Below are 19,002 nucleotides of genomic sequence, written 5' to 3'. Positions count from 1 at the left end.
ACTGCCACCGGTATGATCCGGATTGAGTATGATTGGTAGCACTTCCCTTTATTCTGCAAAACGTGACAATTTTTGCGAAAAAAAATAAATCCGCTTAAACGGATACAAGTGCAAATAAACTTATTAGCAGAAAAACTCTTTATTATTACTATTATCGAAAAAAAAGGCAAGGATGTAAAGGGTTAAACGTGTATTTTATAAAGAATAATGCATTTTTTCACTGGAAATTCGACAAAATCCAGTTAAAACGAGTAAAACAGAAAGAGCACCCTGGTCAGAGTGCTCTTCTTTATTAAAAGCTCATTAATGTCAAGACATCATAGCCGTCTAATTTATCTTTACCATCCAAGTCCGTCAATTCAATAAGGAATGCAATCCCGGCTACAATTCCGCCAAGCTGTTCAACCAATTTGATCGTCGCTTCGATTGTTCCGCCAGTAGCAAGTAAATCGTCCGTAATCAGGATACGCTGTCCCGGTTTGATGGCATCTTTATGGATTGTCAAAACATCCTTGCCATATTCTAATCCATATTCGACTTTTATCGTTTCACGTGGAAGTTTTCCTTCTTTTCTCACTGGCGCAAAGCCGACTTCCAATGAGTATGCGACTGGACATCCGATAATGAATCCGCGTGCTTCCGGTCCGACAACTAAATCGATATTTTTATCGCGAGCGTACTCGACGATTTGGTCTGTTGCGTATTTATAAGCTGCGCCGTTATCCATTAATGTTGTAATATCTTTGAAGACAATACCCGGTTTTGGCCAGTCTTGCACAATTGTTACATATTGCTTTAAATCCATTGCTTTGTTTCCTCCTCAAGGTCTGTTGCCTCATGGACTAAATAATGATTGAACCAATCGAATAATTGCTGATAGGAAGAATAAACTAGCTCTTGTTCAAGCTCAAATTGCTCTTTCTTTCTTATATACGATTCAGATTCACTGAGATCGCGTTTTTTCGCATTGGTTGTAAGCATAATTAACCCATTCTCTATTGTAACAAAATCAAGCTCAAAAAACACCTTAGAAATGAAATCCACGGTATCCCTTGACCAGCCGCGGTATTTGGCAAGGTCATCACCATATCTTTTCACATCGAGCGGACCCTTTTTGGCAAGGAAGGCGTAAAACCATTTAAAATGGTCCCTTGTTGGCATCGTACTTAAGAAATGGTCCTGTTCATGTGAAAGGTGAGCGTAGATACGCGATGGATTCTTATTGGCAATGACCCGTTTCAAATATTCCCTTAACGGTGGCATGTCCATAAAAACCACATGTCCTTCGAGGCAGTCGAGCTGATCTGCATCCTGTTCATTCTTGATATGAACAAGATCCGGATGGTTTTGTAAAAATGGATATCTGCTATAAATATCTTCCGAGAAAATGACGATTTTCCGGTTTTGTGCCGGAATGTCGGCAAGCCACTTCTCTGCCTGGCCCTTACCGCGGTAATCGAATAACTGCCAATGGTTCACCGAGACATCCTGGACAAAGATCTGGGGCTTTTTCATATTATTCCACTCATTGATGGAAAGCTCTCCAATCACCGAGACTTCAGCGTGCGGAGCTAATTCATCCACAAAATGACCGAGACCGAAGCCTACGCCATCAAGTTTATGATTTTCGCCATCTTCCAGCTGGACCTTCAAGTGATTTTGGTTGGCACCAATTTTACGGGCGCTTGAAAGTTGTACGGAATCTATCAAAATCTTCGGCTTAGGATTCGTAACCCCGAATGGCGCTAGCAGGCTCATCTCCTGAATCGTTTGAACGGAAACTTCAGCTAAAGTCGTAGCACCGTCCAAATTTGTAATGGGTGTGAAGTCCTCTTCATTCAGTTGTTCCTTCGCAATCAAGTTCATGCGGTCCCTAAGCTCCTGAACATCTTCAATTTTCAATGTCATTCCAGCAGCCATAGGATGGCCACCAAAATGAGGCAGTAATTCACGGCAAGTGGACAGACTTTCAAAAAGATCGAAACCGGCGATACTCCGGGCAGAACCTTTAGCGTATCCCTTTTCCCGGTCATAGCTCAATACAATCGTGGGCCGGTAAAAGCGTTCAACCAGTTTAGAGGCCACAATACCCACAACACCAGCGTTCCAGCCTTCCCTGCCGATGATGAGCACACCATTCGAATCCGGCGGGAAGTTTTCCTCAACTTCAGAAATCGCTTCTTCCGCCATCTCTGCAACCATAGCCTGCCGCTCTTTATTGATATCATTGATTTCATTGGCGAGTTCCGTCGCTTCTTCCAAGCTTGCAGACATCAATAAATCCACAGCGGGGTCGGCATCTCCAAGACGTCCGACAGCATTGATCCGTGGTGCCATCGCAAAGCCGATCGATTCTTCATTCAATGCTTCCTGCTGAACATTCGCCACTTTCATTAATGCAACAAGTCCCGGACGGCGGGTCAAACGTAACTGCTCGATGCCTTTTGCAGCAATGACGCGGTTCTCCCCTTGTAAAGGCACTAAATCCGCTATGGTGCCAATTGCCGCTATTTCAAGCAAATCTTCAGGCAATTCTCCAAGCAAGGCGTGTGCCAGCTTAAAGGCGACCCCTACTCCCGCGAGGTCTTTAAATGGATAGGAACTGCCCTCTAGTTTAGGATGGATGATTGCCAATGCTTCAGGCAATTCCGGTCCCGGTTCATGGTGGTCGGTCAAAATATAATCCATTCCAAGCTCTCCGGCAAGCTTCGCTTCATCGATTGCAGAAATTCCTGTATCGACGGTTATCAATACCTTCACCCCTTGCTCAGCTGCAAGGTGGAACGCCATTGGATTCGGTCCATACCCCTCTGTAAACCGATTCGGGATATAAAAATCCACATCGGCTCCCAATCTCGTTAGTGCCGTCATCATCACTGTGGTCGATGTCACGCCATCCGCGTCATAATCACCGAATATACGTATTTTTTCTCCATTTTGAATGGCTTCTCTTATTCTATATACTGCTTTATCCATATCTTTCAATAAAAATGGATCATGAAAAGTTTGATTTTTTACAAATAAAAATGATCGGGCACTTTCAATCGTATCCAGGCCTCGATTCACAAGCAACGCTGCAACCAAAGGTGTGATATGGAGCTCTTCAGCTAGTGCAGCAACTTTGTTTTCATCGGCAGTTCGCAGGTTCCACCGAGTTTTTGGCTTTAACATTAATTCACCCCTCAACTTACTCATTATACAAAACGGCAATAACGGTTTCAATTTATTTTAAACTCAAAAATGGCTGTAATTCCCTATTCAACAAGTTAGTCTCACAAAAAGAAGGCTGGCATCATGCCAGCCCCCTCTCACCTATTAAACTTGTCCTTCAAGACTTTGTTTCTTCTCTTTTGCGGTATTCAGCGGACCTTTCTTCTTCAATTCCCTGATTTTCAAATCAAGCCAGAATTGGGAAGCGATCAATAGTGATGAATACACGCCGCATATTAAACCGATAAACAGTGCAATGGAGAAGTTTCGGATAGCTTCACTGCCGAAAATCGCCAACGCGATAACCGTAATGAGAACGGTCAATACTGTGTTAATGGATCTCGTCAAAGTTTGCCTGATACTGATGTTTACAATGTTCTCAAGCTCTTCGACGGTTTTGACTTTACGACTGAAGCGTAAGTTTTCACGAATGCGATCAAAGGTTACGATCGTATCATTGATCGAATAACCGACGATCGTCAGAACCGCAGCAATGAAGGTGATATCCACTTCAAGCCGAAGTAAGCTGAAAACCGTTATGATGAAGAATGCGTCATGTATTAGCGCTACGACGGCCGGTACAGCCATTCGCCATTCAAATCGTATCGATACATACAATATGATTCCTATTGATGCAATCGCTAACGCAAACATGGCATTTTTCGCAAGTTCTTTCCCGACTGTCGGCGAAACGGTGCTGACATTCGGTTCTGCTCCATAATCTTCCTTGAAATGGTCCTTCAATTCAGCAATTTCCTGTTTATCAAGGACACCGACTGTCCGAACGACAGCATTTTTATTTTCTTTTCCAGCGAGCCTGACATCCTTGATGTCATCCTTATCAATACCGACCTTGCTCATTTCGGTTTTGACTTGCTGAGTCGTCAAGACATCTTTGGACGCAATCTCAATTCTGGTACCGCTCGTGAAATCAATCCCTAGATTCAATCTGAAGACGAGCAGGAAAATGATCCCGATAATCGTGACACCGATTGAAATGCCATAAAAAACTTTCCGATGTTTGACGAAATCGATTTTATCAAAGCGCGTTGGCAATGACATTAATTCAATTTTCTCGGATAAATCGTGAATGTATTTCTTCTTCACGCCAAACCATGATGTACGTTTGTCCAGGAACCCGCTATTCACCCACAGGCTCATGAAAAGACGTGTACCATAGACGGCTGTAATGAAACTCATTAAAATCGAAATGATCAAAGTTGTTGCAAACCCTTTAACCGAGCTTGTTCCATAATAGAACAGAACGGCCGCAGCCAGCAAGGTCGTTAAGTTCGCATCCGTGATCGTAGCAAGTGAATTTTTCGTACCTTCTTTATAAGCTGCTTTAACTGAACGGCCAAGTTTCAGCTCATCCCTGATTCGCTCGTAGGTTATGATGTTGGCATCGACAGCCATCCCGACCCCGAGTACCAATGCCGCAATACCAGGCAGCGTAAGGACTGCATTCATCCAATCAAACACTAATAGCGTCAAGAAAATGTATATGCTTAAAGTGACGACTGCAATGAATCCCGGGAAGCGGTAATACACAAGCATGAAAATAAAAACAAGTGCAATCCCGATGATTCCCGCAAAAATGGTATCATTCAGCGCACCCGCGCCAAATTGGGCACCTACAGAAGTGGAGTACTTTTCTGTTAAATCTACTGGCAGTGCACCTGCATTCAGAAGGGCTGCAAGCTCTTTCGCTTCTTCCACCGTGAATTGACCGGTAATATATACCTTCTTCGTATTGAAAACTTCACTGACAGCTGGAGCTGAAATCATATTGTCCTGTGAAGCTGTATCCTTAATGGAATCTTTTCCTTCTTCGAAATCCAACCAGATTGCAAGGACATTAGTCGGACTTTCCATCGAGGAAATTTTTTGGGTGATATCCTTAAATTTATTCACATCTTTCAATGTGACTTCGACAACCGGTTTATTATCTTGGAACGTTTGTTTCGCGCCGCCTTCTTTCAGGTCAGCACCTGTCATCATTTCCTTATCGTTATAATCACGGAAGGATAATTTAGCTTGTGTCGAAAGGATTTCCCGAGCGTTGTTTTGGTCTTTGACTCCAGCCAATTGAACGCGGATCCGGTCTTTCCCTTCGATTTGAATGTTAGGTTCGCTAACGCCCAAAACATTGACACGCCGCTCAAGCGAGCTTACTGTAGCCCGTAAAACATCCGGGGTGATCTTTTCCCCAGACAGCGGTTTTACTTCATATAACACTTCAAAACCGCCTTGAAGATCAAGACCCAGCTTGATATCCTTTAGGATTCCTTTTGAAGTCGATCCCATCGCTGCGAAAATCAAAAGTGCAATTAGAAAAAATGCAACGATCCTGCCTCTTTTTACCATTATGTAGTAGGCCCCTTTCTATAATACGCCTGTTCCTGAAGTTTAAAAAAAGTTCATATGATAACTGCATACCCTTTGCTTCTAGAGAAAAAAGACACAGCTTCCCATACTTTTTCCCAAAAAAAGCATAACCATAACCATTATGAGTCATATACAAACAGCTGTCAATTTAAGTATATCTTTGCATCATTCTTTTAAAAGTTCCTTCAGTTCCTCTTCAGAAAGCGGCTCAAATAGGTTTGGTGATTTATAAGCTTCGACCATTTGGAAGGTCATGAACTGGTTGCTTGAAAATGTCACGATATCTGCGACAAGTTCATGAAGGTGAATGTTTTCCTGCGGACGCTTCCATTTATTTTTGGTCAAGGTTCCCCATATGTCTTCCTCTGTTACGGCATTCAATCCGACCATTTCGAATTCCTCACGCTTGCTCTTCAAAAATGGGCGTACCTTTAGATAATACCTTTGATAGGGATGATTCTTTTTCGCCATCACTTTGCCTCCAGTAAAAATGATTCTCAAATGAATGCGCATTTTCTTAGAAGGGTTTCAATCATTTGTTAGAACGCAAACAAACACTTTTGTCATGCTTTGTCCAAGTACAAGCATATAGATAATTGTATAGCATAACCGCTTTTTTGAGAAGGGAGGGAGTTCAATGTCCAAATTTTTAAAAGGGACGCTGATTTTATTAATCGCAAGCCTGATAACACGGGTTCTTGGTTTCATTAACCGCATTGTCATCGCCCGCTTCATCGGCGAAGAGGGCGTTGGTTTATATATGATGGCTTTACCGACCCTATTTCTCGTCGTAAACATTACCCAGTTAGGCCTGCCTATCGCCATTTCCAAATACGTGGCAGAGGCAAATGCCAGAGGTGATGAACGGAAAATAAAGAAAATCCTTGTCGTCTCTTTGGCCTGCACCTTTACGCTATCGATGATTTTCACTCCCGCAATGCTGCTTTTCGCGCCGGTGCTCTCAGAATATCTATTCACTGACGAACGGACGGTATGGCCGCTCATGGCGATTGCTCCTATCGTACCGATCATCGCCATTTCATCCGTACTGCGCGGTTATTTCCAAGGCAAGCAAAATATGAAGCCCTTCGCTTTCTCACAAGTTATCGAGCAGGTGGCGCGAATCACGTTCATAGCCGTCCTGACGAAGGCCTTTTTACCATATGGAATCGAATACGCTGCAGCCGGGGCGATGTTCGCTTCTATTATCGGAGAGCTTGTATCTCTCTTCTACTTATTGACTAGTTTTAAATTAAAGAAACATTTTAAGTTCCGGAAAGGTTTCTTCAAGAATGTCAAATCCGGAAAAGGAACGCTCACCGAATTGATGGGGATTGCCCTTCCTTCCACCGGAAGCAGGATGATTGGATCGGTTTCGTGGTTTTTCGAACCGATAGTGGTCGCTCAGAGTTTGGCAATCGCCGGCGTCACCGCAAGTGCAGCCACCAGTCAATACGGGGAGTTGACAGGATACGCACTGCCTTTACTCATGCTTCCATCATTCGTTACATCCTCTTTGGCGACGGCTCTTGTCCCGGCAGTGAGCGAAGCCCGTACGACCGGAAACTTTTTACTCGTTGAACACAGGCTTCAGCAGGCCCTGAAAATCACCTTTATCACAGGCTGTTTAGCTATCGTCATTCTGTTTATCTTTGCCGAACCGATTTTACAAGTCATGTATGGCTCTTCGCATGCTGCTGTTTTCATTAAATTCCTGGCACCTTTTTTCATCCTTTATTACTTTCAATATCCGCTGCAATCCATGCTGCAAGCACTGGATCTTGCAAAGGCCGCAATGTTCAACAGCCTGGCTGGGAACATCCTTAAAATCGGTGTGATCTGGCTGCTGGCGTCAAAGGAAAGCTTCGGGATCATGGGAGCCGCAATCGGGATAGCCGTCGGTACGATGCTCGTTACCTTCCTGCATTTTTCAACCGTGCTGAAGGTCGTCCCTTTCACGCTTCATTTCCGCAGCTATATGTCAGCTTTGGTCCTTGCTTTAATTTCCGGATGGGGCGGTTATTATCTTTATCAATTCCCGCTCTCCTCACAGCCTCTTGGCATACGGCTTTTGCTTTCCGTGACGGTCGTTATCCTGCTGTTCACATTTTTCCTGCTCATGACCGGCAGCATAAAAAAGGCGGATCTAATCAGGATACCTGTAGTGGGAGGCTTTTTATCAAAATTGGCTTGGAAATAAAATGAACCGAAGCATTCAAAGGCTTCGGTCATTTCTTCACTTCATTTTTATCAATGTAAAATTGGCCATCTATGTACCCGCAAATCGAAATCTCTTTAATATTCGTTTCTCCCAATTTTTTCAACTGATGCCGGAGCCAAAAATGGTTTTTCCCAATTTTATCAAGATTTTCTTCCTGTATCTCTCCGTCGACAATTAGCGGAAATGGTACCTCACTTTCCGACCTTTCTTCGTCGCATTTTTTAATCACTGAGAGCCTTCCTGAAGTTTCAAGGATGGCAAATTGAACTTCGTTCATATCAATAATTCCTTGTTCACGAAGCTGGGTCAATAAGTCATCAAAATTATATCGTTGTCTGCGCATCGCTTTTTCATCTATTTTCCCCTGATTAATGATGATCTGCGGCTTACCGTCCATGAAATAGCGAAATTTGACACTTTTCAATGAGGCAAATGCCAATGTAATTTGGAGGATCGCAAGGACAAACATTGGGATAGTCTGTCGGATAAACGGTTTTTCCAAATCTTCAAAGGATAGCACAGCAATGTCCCCTATCATGATGGATACCACTAAATCAAGAACGCTCAGTTCCCCAACTTCCCGCTTACCCATCATTCTAAAAAGGAACCAGATGACTAGATAGATTACCGTCGTTCGGAAAATAATCCCTAGATAGATATCCACTTCAATAACACTTCCTTCATCCATAGCATGGCTTGGGAACTGAAAAATTACTCCATAATCTTTGCTAATTTTGCGGGAAGCTTCTTAAACCTGGTCTAAAGGTTCGATACGGGGAATATGCTTGTACAAACACATAAACAGGCTATACGTATCAGCCTTTTAAAAAGGAGGAATACCAATCGAAACTAAAAAAATGAGTGTCGCCGTAATTTATGGCGTAGGCTCCATCTTTGCCATAGTGATGATTGCAAGTTTAATCGTTTCCATCCTTCTACGTTTCACTTCACTGACGGAATCATCCCTGACATACGTGATCATGATCGTGTCCTTTTTATCACTGTTCATTGGTGGATTCATCTCAGGAGGCAAAGGGAAAAAGCAAGGACTATTCTTAGGCGGTAGTACTGGGCTGCTTTATCTGTTGGTCGTGTTCCTTTTTCAATATTTAGGTCACGATGCGCTCTTCACCATCAAGCAATGGATATACTATGGCTGTTTTGTCATTACGGCCATGATGGGTGGCGTGCTTGGGGTCAACATGAGTTCCGAACAACGTACCAATTAAAAAAGCACAGCAAAAAACCGGGCACATGGCCCGGTTTTCGTTTGTCTTATAAAGTTGCTTCTTTATTTGGTGCGCTTTCCTTAATTTCACGGATTGCCGCACGGTCGAAAGTTAGTTTTGTACCGTCTGGTGATTTAATGACGATTTGCAATTCATCGATCGCATCGATTGTTCCGTGCATGCCGCCGATAGTAGCAACTTTATCACCTTTTTTCAAACTGCTTTGCATGTTTTGCGTAGCCTTTTGGCGTTTTTGCTGCGGACGGATCAATAAGAAATAGAACAATACGAACATTAAGATCAACGGAAGTATTTGTGTTAAATTACCCATTTGTAAAATTCACTCCTTTCATACATTAAAATATTTATGGAATTAGAAGTTTCTCGCATTAGGTTCATTGAAACCATATTGCTCAAAAAACTCTTCCCTAAAGTCTCCAAGACGATCTTCTCGAATAGCTTGTCTGACCTGTTCCATCAAGTTTAACAGAAAATGAAGGTTATGATAAGTCGTAAGACGAATCCCAAAGGTTTCTTCACATTTAATCAAATGGCGGATATATGCCCGGCTATAATTCTTGCAAACATGGCAATCGCAATTTTCATCGATTGGACCAAAATCACGTGCATATTTCGCATTTTTCACAACCAGCCGCCCATTGCTCGTCATCAGCGTACCATTACGCGCAATTCGCGTCGGCAGTACACAGTCAAACATATCGACTCCGCGGAGTGCACCATCGATCAATGAATCCGGCGAACCGACTCCCATCAGGTAACGCGGTTTGTCAGTTGGCAGCAGCGGACTTGTAAACTCAAGAACGCGGTTCATGATATCCTTCGGTTCCCCTACGGATAATCCTCCAATAGCATAACCCGGGAAGTCAAGGGAGACAAGGTCTTTTGCACTTTGTTTGCGAAGATTTTCAAACTCCCCGCCTTGAACGATCCCGAACAGCCCTTGGTCATTTGGACGCTCATGGGCATTCAAACAGCGTTCTGCCCAGCGTGATGTCCGTTCAACCGACTTCTTCATATACTCTTCAGTCGCCGGAAATGGCGGACATTCATCGAATGCCATCATAATATCGGAGCCAAGTGCATTTTGTATTTCCATCGCTTTTTCCGGAGATAAAAATAATTTATCGCCATTCAGATGGTTTCTAAAATGTACGCCCTCTTCTTCAATTTTACGGAACTCGCTCAAACTGAAGACTTGAAAGCCGCCAGAGTCCGTCAAGATCGCCCGATCCCAGTTCATGAACTTATGCAATCCGCCAGCTTCCTTGATGATTTCATGCCCCGGACGCAGCCATAAGTGGTACGTATTGCTCAGGATGATGCCTGCCCCCATTTGTTTCAAATCTTCCGGGGACATCGTTTTGACAGTAGCCATCGTTCCAACCGGCATGAATGCCGGCGTGTCAAAAGAACCATGCGGCGTATGAACCCGGCCTAGCCGTGCCCCTGTCTGTTTACATGTTTTGATTAACTCATATCGTATTGCAGTCAACGCAATAACTCCCTTCAAGAGCTTCTCACTCTTATATTACTTAATTAACATTGCATCTCCAAAACTAAAGAACCTATATTTTTCTTCCACGGCCGTTTCATAGGCATGAAGGACATGCTCCCTGCCTGCAAGTGCAGAAATAAGCATGATTAAAGTCGATTTCGGTAAATGGAAGTTCGTTATCATCGCATCGATCCCTTTGAACTCATATCCAGGATAGATGAAGATGCTCGTCCAGCCATTCTCTTCCTTGAACACCCCATCATTACGGGACGCAATCGTTTCCAATGTCCTTGTGGACGTTGTGCCGACCGTGATGATTTTCCCGCCTTTTTCTTTCACATCATTCAGTAACCTGGCTGTGCCTTCCGTCATTTGATAAAACTCCGAATGCATTTCGTGGCTGTCAATATCGTCGACACTGACTGGACGGAACGTACCAAGCCCTACATGAAGCGTGATGAAAGCGATGTGGACACCCATCCCTTTAAGTTTCTCGAGCAAATCCTCCGTAAAATGCAGGCCTGCGGTTGGTGCCGCTGCAGATCCCCGTTCACGTGCATATACCGTTTGATAACGGTCCTGATCGTCGAGTTGTTCCTTGATATATGGAGGTAATGGCATTTCGCCAAGCTTTTCTAGTATTTCATAAAATATGCCTTCATATTTAAATTCAAGGATTCGGCCTCCATGCTCAAGTACACCTGTGCAGACGGCACTCAGCTTACCATCGCCAAAAATGATTGTCGAGCCTTCTCTAATCCTTTTGGCTGGCTTCACAAGCGTTTCCCATACATCATCATGCTCTTGCTTAAGCAGCAATACCTCGATTTTTGCACCTGTTTCTTCCTTACTGCCGTACAGTCGGGCCGGCAGCACCTTCGTATCATTCAAAACCAAGCAATCTCCCGGCTTGATATATTCCGTGATATGGCTGAATACATCATGCTGGAGCTTACCGGTTCCTTTGTCCAACACCATCAATCTACTTGCTTCCCTATCCTCCAAAGGAACTTGGGCAATCAATTCCTCCGGTAAATGAAAATCAAACATATCCAATTTCATCTGTTCCACTTCCTAACCTGTCTTTCAAGCTGTAATATTTATTTAAAACGGCCAATCAAATAAAAAATGGCGGACAACACAACACTGACGATGATTGATGTGACGATAGGAAAGTAAAACGTCGTATTCCCCTTTTTCAGCAAAATATCTCCCGGCAGTTTGCCGAGATGAATGTATTTCATCGCAAAACCAATCACGAATATAATCACACCAAGCATCATGACCATTTTTGGTATATTCATCATTCAGGCATCTCCATGCCGAAATGCTCATAAACCAGCTGTGTTGCCATCCGGCCTCTAGGGGTCCGCTGAAGAAAACCGACTTGTAACAGATATGGTTCATACACATCTTCGATCGTATGTGCCTCTTCGCCAATCGTTGCGGCAATCGTTTCCAGACCCACGGGGCCACCACGGAATTTTTCAATGATCCCTTTAAGTAATTTATGGTCAATATGATCGAGTCCTAAACGGTCGACCTGCATTAATTCAAGCGCATAATCGGCAAGCTCGGCCGTAATCGTACCATCACCGCGTACTTGGGCGAAATCCCTGACCCTCCGTAATAGCCGATTAGCAATTCTCGGGGTGCCCCTTGACCTTCTAGCAAGTTCGCTAGCTGCTTGATCATCCATTTCCGTATCCATGATTCTTGATGTACGGATGATGATATCAGTCAAATGGTTTTCCGTATAATATTCCAGACGGCTCAAAACGCCAAAACGGTCCCTGAGCGGTGCAGACAGTGAGCCTGCACGTGTCGTGGCCCCCACGAGGGTGAACGGCGGCAAGTCGATTCTGATCGAACGGGCTTCCGGTCCCTTACCGACTACAATATCCAGACAGAAGTCTTCCATAGCCGGATATAGCACTTCTTCGACAACACGAGGAAGACGGTGAATCTCATCAATGAATAATACATCACCGGGTTCGAGTGCACTCAAAATGGCCGCCAGATCCCCCGGCCGCTCAATGGCGGGACCGGAAGTCGTGCGGATATTGACACCCATTTCATTGGCGATGATGACGGCAAGCGTCGTCTTTCCAAGACCGGGTGGTCCATATAATAGTACATGATCGAGCGTTTCTTCACGCATCCTTGCCGCTTCAATGTAAACACTCAAATTCGCTTTAACTTTATCCTGTCCAATATATTGCTTTAAGTTTTGGGGCCGCAGGCTTTGTTCAAAGGATAGTTCGTTCAAATCGGCTTCCTGATTGAATATTCTCTCCTCCATTGCGCCACTCCTTATCTTAACATCATTTGCAATGCTTTCTTAATATATTGCTCGGTCGTCATATCTTCCGTCTGCAATTTCTTGGCAACCTTTTGGATTTCCTTTTCAGAATAACCAAGAGCCTTCAAGGCAAGAATGGCTTCATCCAATTCCTCCGAATAACCATTTGGACTGAGTGCAGCCGTGACGCCTTCGTTAAACAAGCTTGGAAAAGCATCCGGAATAATGTTCTCAAGTTTCCCTTTTAGATCGAGAATCATTTGCCGTGCCGTTTTCTTACCGACTCCCGGGAATTTCACCAAGAACGACTCATCTTCATTTTCGATCGCCTGCACCACCTGATCAACCTGGCCTGATGCTAATATGGCTAGTGCACCCTTCGGCCCGATTCCAGTTACATTCAAAAGTTTTGTGAATAATGCCTTTTCTTGACGAGTCTGGAAACCGTAAAATGCAGCCATATCCTCACGCACATAATGATACAAAAAAACTTGGATCTCTTTCTGGTATTGAGCGGAAAAAATAAAAGGATTCGGTGTCATCACTTGATATCCGATCCCCCCATTTTCCACAACTATGTATTCAGGTCCAATATAATCGACCTTGCCTTTTATATAATCATACAAATTAATTCTCTCCCTGATTTTGCTGTACCTCTCATTTTATCATAAAAAGGGAGGGTTGTTCATTAAAAGTTATTTCATAATCGGCAAAGTCTATTCACAGGGATTTCCGGGTGCTACTATCATTCTTAAAACAAAAGTTGATTGAAACGGAAGGTGCGAGACTCCTGCGGGAAATACGCGTCCAAGGGAGACCCCACAGGCGTAAAAGCGCCGAGGAGGCTCCCGGACCGCCCGCGGAAAGCGAGTACCTGCAGTGGAAATCAACGGTCAAATTGTAAATACTAAAAAAAACTGTAGACAAACTCCCTTATTATCGGGTTTGTTTACAGTCTGAAGGATGGGATATCATCCCATCCTAGTTTACCGAATATGGCTCATATTCTTTAATGAGCTGTTTATATTGGTCTTTATTCATGATCGGTATCCCTTTTTGCAGTTCCTCCTGCTTGTATACTTCAAGTTTACCAACGTCTATTTGGTAGAAAGTATGAATGATCTTGGCGTGCTCCGGCCTTCCTATAAAAATGGATAACGTACCATCTTCCCTCATCCCAAGGTATCCATTCGCTTTTAAAAGCGGAGATATGTCATTTTCTATTTTCTTAAGGACAATCTGCTCTTCATTTTGATCGACTACTTTCCATCCTTGATATTTTGACCAAAAGTCTTCCATCGACCAAATTTTTTCTGTCAATTTCTCCTCACTTAACTCGCCATCCAGATACATACGCTGAAGGATGACCTTCCTTTCAATTGGTTCATTTTCCTTTTGAACTGGTTCTTCAGCAAAAACGGTTAAGCAAAATGGCAATATGAATAGGATCATGAAAAATTGAATTCTTAGTTGATTAGTCAATTTACTCACCTCTTAAGGCGTTTACTTTTTAAATAGTTTGACCCCAAATAAGGATTATTAACCAGAAAAAAATCAAAAAGAGCTGACTCCTGATCGGGTCAGCTCACGAATTACTTTAAGTGGTCTTCGTGAATGTTAAGGTTATCGAACATGTCATTGGCATCCTGAATGACCATTTCCCTCGTATCGCCATCACGAAGATTGTTATCAAGTGTCATCGTCCTAAAATAAACACCTTCATCGGTGGTGACATGTATGGTTCGACCATTAGAAAGGGGGCCGATTTCCTTCTTAATCCTTTCTTTAACATCTTTTGCTTGACTGTAGTCGTCAAGCAGCAAGGCAACCAGCATTTCGTCTTTCATGATGATTGTCCTGGCATCGGTGACCGCCCCCACTTCATTGGCAACCCCATTAACTTTGTCAGCTAAAGTGCCTTCATAAGAATTATAATAAGATGATCGTGCCCTAAGCGGTTTACTTTCATGGCCATGGTAATTACGGTCACGTTCACTGTACGCATCATCTTTATCGTATAGACCTTGGGCCATATTCCGATAATTGATGTTTCGTACCAATACATCTTTTTCAGTTGAATGGTACCCTGTATCATTCGTGATATTTTCGTTCTCCGCTGTATCATTATTAGCACATCCAACCAAACTGACGGCGGCTAATACCGTGTAAAGCGGCAGTGCCCATTTTATTTTCTGCACCAATAACCCTCCCATTGCGATAGAATGAGCTATATTCCGCTCATAATTAGCATGGGTGTCGAACGGGAAATGTACTCTGTAAGTTACGGCCAAAAGCCCGTTTTATTTCCTATTTAGGGAAGAAATCTTTTTCTCCAATTTTTCATTCATCTGCATCCGCTCCGAAAAGCCTTCCACAGTCATTTTCCAGACCGAATGAAGCTGGGAAGAACTTTTATTAAGGCGATTCCATTCACGGAAAATATCCGTTGGATAAGTTAAAGCATATAAAAAGGCCAGGTCTGACTGATACCTTTGCAATTGCGGCACTTCCCACAGCGTAGTGGCTGCATCTTCCAAATGATGCGAAATTCGATTCGCATACTGTAAATAGTCAATGCACCTTGGAGCACTTGCCATTAGGTCAAAATCGATTAAGGTCAATGTGCCGTCTGCTCTCCGCAAGAAATTATGGTGGGCACAATCACCATGGATGATGACTTTCTTTTCTTCATTCCATAAAGATTGATTTTTTTCAAAACCCTCTAGTGCCCACTCACCCCATCTAATCCATTCTTTGATTGTATCTTCGGAAACATATTGGCGAACATAAGAAAAGTTCTTTTTAAATAGTGATAAACGCTCTTTCCATTTTTTTGATTGATTGAAAACAGGTGCGTTAATGGAGAGGTGTTCCGACACATCATGGAAGCTTTCCAGTAACTGAATCCCCTCCAATCGGTCTTTATGATTGGAAAATCGAAATTTTTTCTTATTCGGCTGGAAATAGTCCATGCTGCCATACCATTTCCCTTTAAATTGAAAGGGCATTAAATTCTGATGAATATAATAAGTTTGATGGAATCCCTTTTGTTTTAACAAAGTAGTCAATTCTCTTTGCCGATCCCATTTTTCAAAACTGTCGAATCCTTTAAGGATTATTGGGTGGCCCTTGTCAAAAGTTATTAAATAGACACTACTTTGAAGATGTTGGACATTCTTTGGCTTACGATTTAAATAAGAGAGGAGACGAGTGTTAAAAACACTGTCTCCTTGATAATTAGTAGTCATCGCTTTCATCTACATATGTCGGTATCCCAAATGTTTCAGGCGCACGAACGCCCCCGAATTGGCCAGGCTGGCCTCCCATTTGTCCAGGTAACATAGCTTCCGGGTGACCGCCAAACTGTCCCGGCATCATGCTCCGCTGACTTCCGTTTTGACTGCCCATCATCCACGGCTGACTTCCGTTTTGACCACCCATCATCCACGGCTGACTTCCGTTTTGACCACCCATCATGCCTGGTAGACCTCCGTTTTGACCGCCCATCATATCCGGTTGACCTCCGTTTTGACCACCCATCATATCCGGTTGACCTCCGTTTTGGCCGCCCATCATCATGCCTGGAGGGCCTCCATTTTGGTCACCCATCATCATGCCTGGAGGGCCTCCATTTTGGCCACCCATCATATCCGGTTGACCTCCGTTTTGGCCGCCCATCATCATGCCCGGCTGGCCTCCATTTTGGCCACCCATCATCATGCCTGGAGGGCCTCCATTTTGACCGCCCATCATCATGCCTGGAGGACCTCCATTTTGACCGCCCATCATCATGCCTGGAGGACCTCCATTTTGACCGCCCATCATCATGCCTGGAGGACCTCCATTTTGACCGCCCATCATCATGCCTGGAGGACCTCCATTTTGGCCGCCCGTCATCATGCCTGGAGGACCTCCATTTTGGCTACCCATCATCATGCCCGGCTGGCCTCCATTTTGACCGCCCATCATCATGCCTGGAGGACCTCCATTTTGGCCGCCCATCATCATGCCTGGAGGGCCTCCATTTTGACCGCCCATCATCATGCCTGGAGGGCCTCCGTTTTGACCGCCCATCATCATGCCCGGCTGGCCTCCGTTTTGACCGCCCATCATCATGCCTGGAGGGCCTCCGTTTTGGCCGCCCATCATGCCTGAAGGACCTCCATTTTGGCTACCCATCATCATGCCCGGAGGACCTCCATTTTGGCCGCCCGTCATCATGCCTGGAGGACCTCCATTTTGGCCGCCCATCATCATGCCTGGAGGGCCTCCGTTTTGGCCGCCCATCATCATGCCTGGCTGATCTCCATTTTGACCGCCCATCATGCCTGGAGGACCTCCATTTTGGCTACCCATCATCATGCCTGGCTGATCTCCATTTTGACCGCCTATCATCATGCCCGGCTGGCCTCCGTTTTGACCGCCCATCATCATGCCCGGCTGGCCTCCGTTTTGACCGCCCATCATCATGCCCGGCTGGCCTCCATTTTGACCACCCATCATCATGCCCGGCTGGCCTCCGTTTTGACCGCCCATCATCATGAATCCTTCATATGGTTGCGCTTGAGGCGATTCTGCTGACTCTGATTCATATTGATATTGCATCTCTTTTCCCATCTGAGACTCTTTAGCTGGTACCCCTGGATACTGCCCTTGATGTTGCTGCTGTGATTGTACGGATTGATATTGGTGATAATCTGGATGAAGTTTTGGATTGGAATCCATTTTTTTGTTTGCTTGATACTGCCCCTTCACTTCCGGCCCATAGGTTCCAAGTAGCCCCTTATTACAACCGCAATCTTCTTCACCGGCAGTCTGGGCATACTGCTGAGGGTAGTTATTGTTATTGTTATTGTATGAAGATGGCGATTCGGCTGGTGACTCATAATCTTGTTGCATATATGAACCTGCTACTTGAGCCTGTTGATTCATCCCCCCATATAAATGGTGCGGAACGGGTGCTGAGGCTTGATATGGATAATGTTGCTGGCTTGGTGGATTCATACTTGCTCCTTGAACGAATCCTTGACCCATCGTTTGCATGTCAGGAGATTCTTCCCAAAAATCAGAGCTTTCTTCCATCATGTAATAACCTTGTGGTTCCTGAGCCGCCTGATACCCTTGAGCGTCTTGATATGGGGCTTGCATCCCTTGCATGTGCATATGCGCCCACGGTGGCGGCTGAATACAATAACCACTTCCAGGCATGATTGGCGTTACTGGAATACAATCATCCACTGGCTCTTCCTGAACTGGCTGAACAGCTGGCTTTTTCTTCTTCTTTTTAGTGACTGCCGGCTCTTCCTTTTTCTTTGGTAAAGGTGGCGGTGCAGGAGGCTTTTGCACACTCATATTGGTCATGTTGACCATATAATAATTATTGATATCAACTTCCGGAATCACCGGCATGGGTACCGGTACTTCTTTTGGAACGATCATTTCCTTTCCTTTTATTGGCTTTGGCTGAACGATTTGCTGTTCTTTCTTAACTGGCTGTTCTTTCTTAACTGGCTGTTGAAATTTCGGCTGTTCTTTCTTAACTGGCTGCTGATATTTCGGCTGCTCTTTCACTGGCTGTTGAATCTTCGGCTGCTCTTTCACTGGCTGCTGATATTTCGGCTGCTCTTTGACCGGCTGTTGAATCTTCGGCTGCTCTTTCACTGGCTGCTGAAATTTCGGCTGCTCTTTGACCGGCTGTTCTTTGACCGGCTGTTTTTGCATGATTGGCTGCTCTTTCATAAGTGCAGGCTGAGCCTGATACGGTTGAACTTGGGATTCTTTCATTCCCGGTTGAATATTCACGTTTGGTGTAGCCTTTTCTTTTATTACAGCTCCGGATGTCCCTGGTATTTTAATTTTCATTCCGGGCATCATCATATCCGGGTTGCTCAATTGCGCGTTAACTTTTTTAAGTTCTTCAAAACTGACGCCGTATTTTTTGGCGAGTTTCCAAAGTGTATCGCCTTTTTGGACTATATGAATTTTCACGCTGTTAACCCCTCCTGTGCATATGTCCATATATTCTATGATGCAGTGGATGAATTGCTATTATTTTTATCATGAAAACTTATGCTTGAAAAAGGACTTTTATGATTGGATCAATGATTTATGGACATGAAAGGTGTTTTTTTGGAGA

16 protein-coding genes and 1 pseudogene are annotated in these 19,002 nt (G+C 44.2%); 2 read left to right on the top strand and 15 right to left on the bottom strand.

Annotated features, from left to right (window positions below):
- Window positions 1–292: 292 nt before the first annotated feature.
- The 4 genes from QUF86_RS13960 to QUF86_RS13945 form a co-directional block, all read right to left on the bottom strand.
- The gene (locus tag QUF86_RS13960) at window positions 293–805 is read right to left on the bottom strand and encodes an adenine phosphoribosyltransferase (RefSeq protein WP_061464220.1); all 513 of its coding nucleotides are present in this window, start codon (window positions 803–805) and stop codon (window positions 293–295) included.
- Entirely contained in the window at window positions 796–3,171 is a 2,376-nt protein-coding gene (recJ, locus tag QUF86_RS13955; protein WP_289334663.1) for a single-stranded-DNA-specific exonuclease RecJ, read from the bottom strand. Before recJ ends, QUF86_RS13960 begins: the two co-directional genes overlap by 10 nt.
- A gap of 144 nt (window positions 3,172–3,315) precedes the next feature.
- The gene (gene secDF / locus QUF86_RS13950; RefSeq protein ID WP_289315509.1) at window positions 3,316–5,577 is read right to left on the bottom strand and encodes a protein translocase subunit SecDF; all 2,262 of its coding nucleotides are present in this window, start codon (window positions 5,575–5,577) and stop codon (window positions 3,316–3,318) included.
- A 186-nt stretch (window positions 5,578–5,763) separates the two neighbouring features.
- Window positions 5,764–6,069: a post-transcriptional regulator gene (locus QUF86_RS13945; protein ID WP_289315508.1), complete on the bottom strand. Its 306-nt coding sequence runs from the start codon at window positions 6,067–6,069 to the stop codon at window positions 5,764–5,766.
- 166 nt (window positions 6,070–6,235) lie between these two features.
- On the opposite strand from QUF86_RS13945, the gene spoVB reads away from it, so the two are divergent.
- The gene (gene spoVB, locus QUF86_RS13940; RefSeq protein ID WP_289334662.1) at window positions 6,236–7,798 is read left to right on the top strand and encodes a stage V sporulation protein B; all 1,563 of its coding nucleotides are present in this window, start codon (window positions 6,236–6,238) and stop codon (window positions 7,796–7,798) included.
- Between the two features lie 28 nt (window positions 7,799–7,826).
- Here the strand turns inward: spoVB and QUF86_RS13935 are convergent, their stop codons facing one another.
- Window positions 7,827–8,507: a DUF421 domain-containing protein gene (locus QUF86_RS13935; RefSeq protein WP_289315506.1), complete on the bottom strand. Its 681-nt coding sequence runs from the start codon at window positions 8,505–8,507 to the stop codon at window positions 7,827–7,829.
- Between the two features lie 169 nt (window positions 8,508–8,676).
- Between QUF86_RS13935 and QUF86_RS13930 the strand changes: the two genes are divergently transcribed.
- On the top strand, window positions 8,677–9,048 hold the full coding sequence (locus QUF86_RS13930) for a TIGR04086 family membrane protein (protein ID WP_289315505.1): 372 nt from the start codon (window positions 8,677–8,679) through the stop codon (window positions 9,046–9,048).
- Between the two features lie 46 nt (window positions 9,049–9,094).
- On the opposite strand, the gene yajC is transcribed toward QUF86_RS13930, so the two are convergent.
- The 10 genes and pseudogenes from yajC to safA all read right to left on the bottom strand — a co-directional run.
- Window positions 9,095–9,379: a preprotein translocase subunit YajC gene (gene yajC, locus QUF86_RS13925; protein WP_289315504.1), complete on the bottom strand. Its 285-nt coding sequence runs from the start codon at window positions 9,377–9,379 to the stop codon at window positions 9,095–9,097.
- A 42-nt stretch (window positions 9,380–9,421) separates the two neighbouring features.
- On the bottom strand, window positions 9,422–10,561 hold the full coding sequence (tgt, locus tag QUF86_RS13920; RefSeq protein WP_289315503.1) for a tRNA guanosine(34) transglycosylase Tgt: 1,140 nt from the start codon (window positions 10,559–10,561) through the stop codon (window positions 9,422–9,424).
- 36 nt (window positions 10,562–10,597) lie between these two features.
- Window positions 10,598–11,626: a tRNA preQ1(34) S-adenosylmethionine ribosyltransferase-isomerase QueA gene (gene queA / locus QUF86_RS13915; protein WP_289315502.1), complete on the bottom strand. Its 1,029-nt coding sequence runs from the start codon at window positions 11,624–11,626 to the stop codon at window positions 10,598–10,600.
- A 38-nt stretch (window positions 11,627–11,664) separates the two neighbouring features.
- Window positions 11,665–11,871 (bottom strand): DUF2905 domain-containing protein, encoded by a 207-nt coding sequence (locus QUF86_RS13910; RefSeq protein ID WP_289315501.1) that lies wholly within the window; start codon window positions 11,869–11,871, stop codon window positions 11,665–11,667.
- Window positions 11,868–12,866 (bottom strand): Holliday junction branch migration DNA helicase RuvB, encoded by a 999-nt coding sequence (gene ruvB / locus QUF86_RS13905; RefSeq protein ID WP_289315500.1) that lies wholly within the window; start codon window positions 12,864–12,866, stop codon window positions 11,868–11,870. Before ruvB ends, QUF86_RS13910 begins: the two co-directional genes overlap by 4 nt.
- A gap of 11 nt (window positions 12,867–12,877) precedes the next feature.
- Window positions 12,878–13,492 carry a Holliday junction branch migration protein RuvA gene (gene ruvA, locus QUF86_RS13900; RefSeq protein WP_289325897.1) on the bottom strand — a complete coding sequence of 205 codons (615 nt, stop codon included), beginning with the start codon at window positions 13,490–13,492 and terminating at the stop codon, window positions 12,878–12,880.
- A gap of 355 nt (window positions 13,493–13,847) precedes the next feature.
- The gene (locus tag QUF86_RS13895; RefSeq protein WP_289315498.1) at window positions 13,848–14,357 is read right to left on the bottom strand and encodes an intercompartmental signaling factor BofC; all 510 of its coding nucleotides are present in this window, start codon (window positions 14,355–14,357) and stop codon (window positions 13,848–13,850) included.
- Between the two features lie 101 nt (window positions 14,358–14,458).
- Entirely contained in the window at window positions 14,459–15,064 is a 606-nt protein-coding gene (locus QUF86_RS13890; RefSeq protein ID WP_289334660.1) for a YhcN/YlaJ family sporulation lipoprotein, read from the bottom strand.
- 102 nt (window positions 15,065–15,166) lie between these two features.
- Window positions 15,167–15,925 carry a phosphotransferase gene (locus tag QUF86_RS13885; RefSeq protein ID WP_289334659.1) on the bottom strand — a complete coding sequence of 253 codons (759 nt, stop codon included), beginning with the start codon at window positions 15,923–15,925 and terminating at the stop codon, window positions 15,167–15,169.
- Window positions 15,926–18,709: 2,784 nt separating this feature from the next.
- A pseudogene (gene safA / locus QUF86_RS13880) lies at window positions 18,710–18,854 on the bottom strand (SafA/ExsA family spore coat assembly protein); the annotation flags it as partial.
- Window positions 18,855–19,002: the final 148 nt, after the last annotated feature.

Source organism: Peribacillus sp. NJ11, from assembly GCF_030348405.1.
In the GTDB taxonomy this organism is placed as follows: Bacteria; Bacillota; Bacilli; order Bacillales; family DSM-1321; genus Peribacillus.
This window is presented reverse-complemented; position numbering and strand designations above follow the sequence as displayed.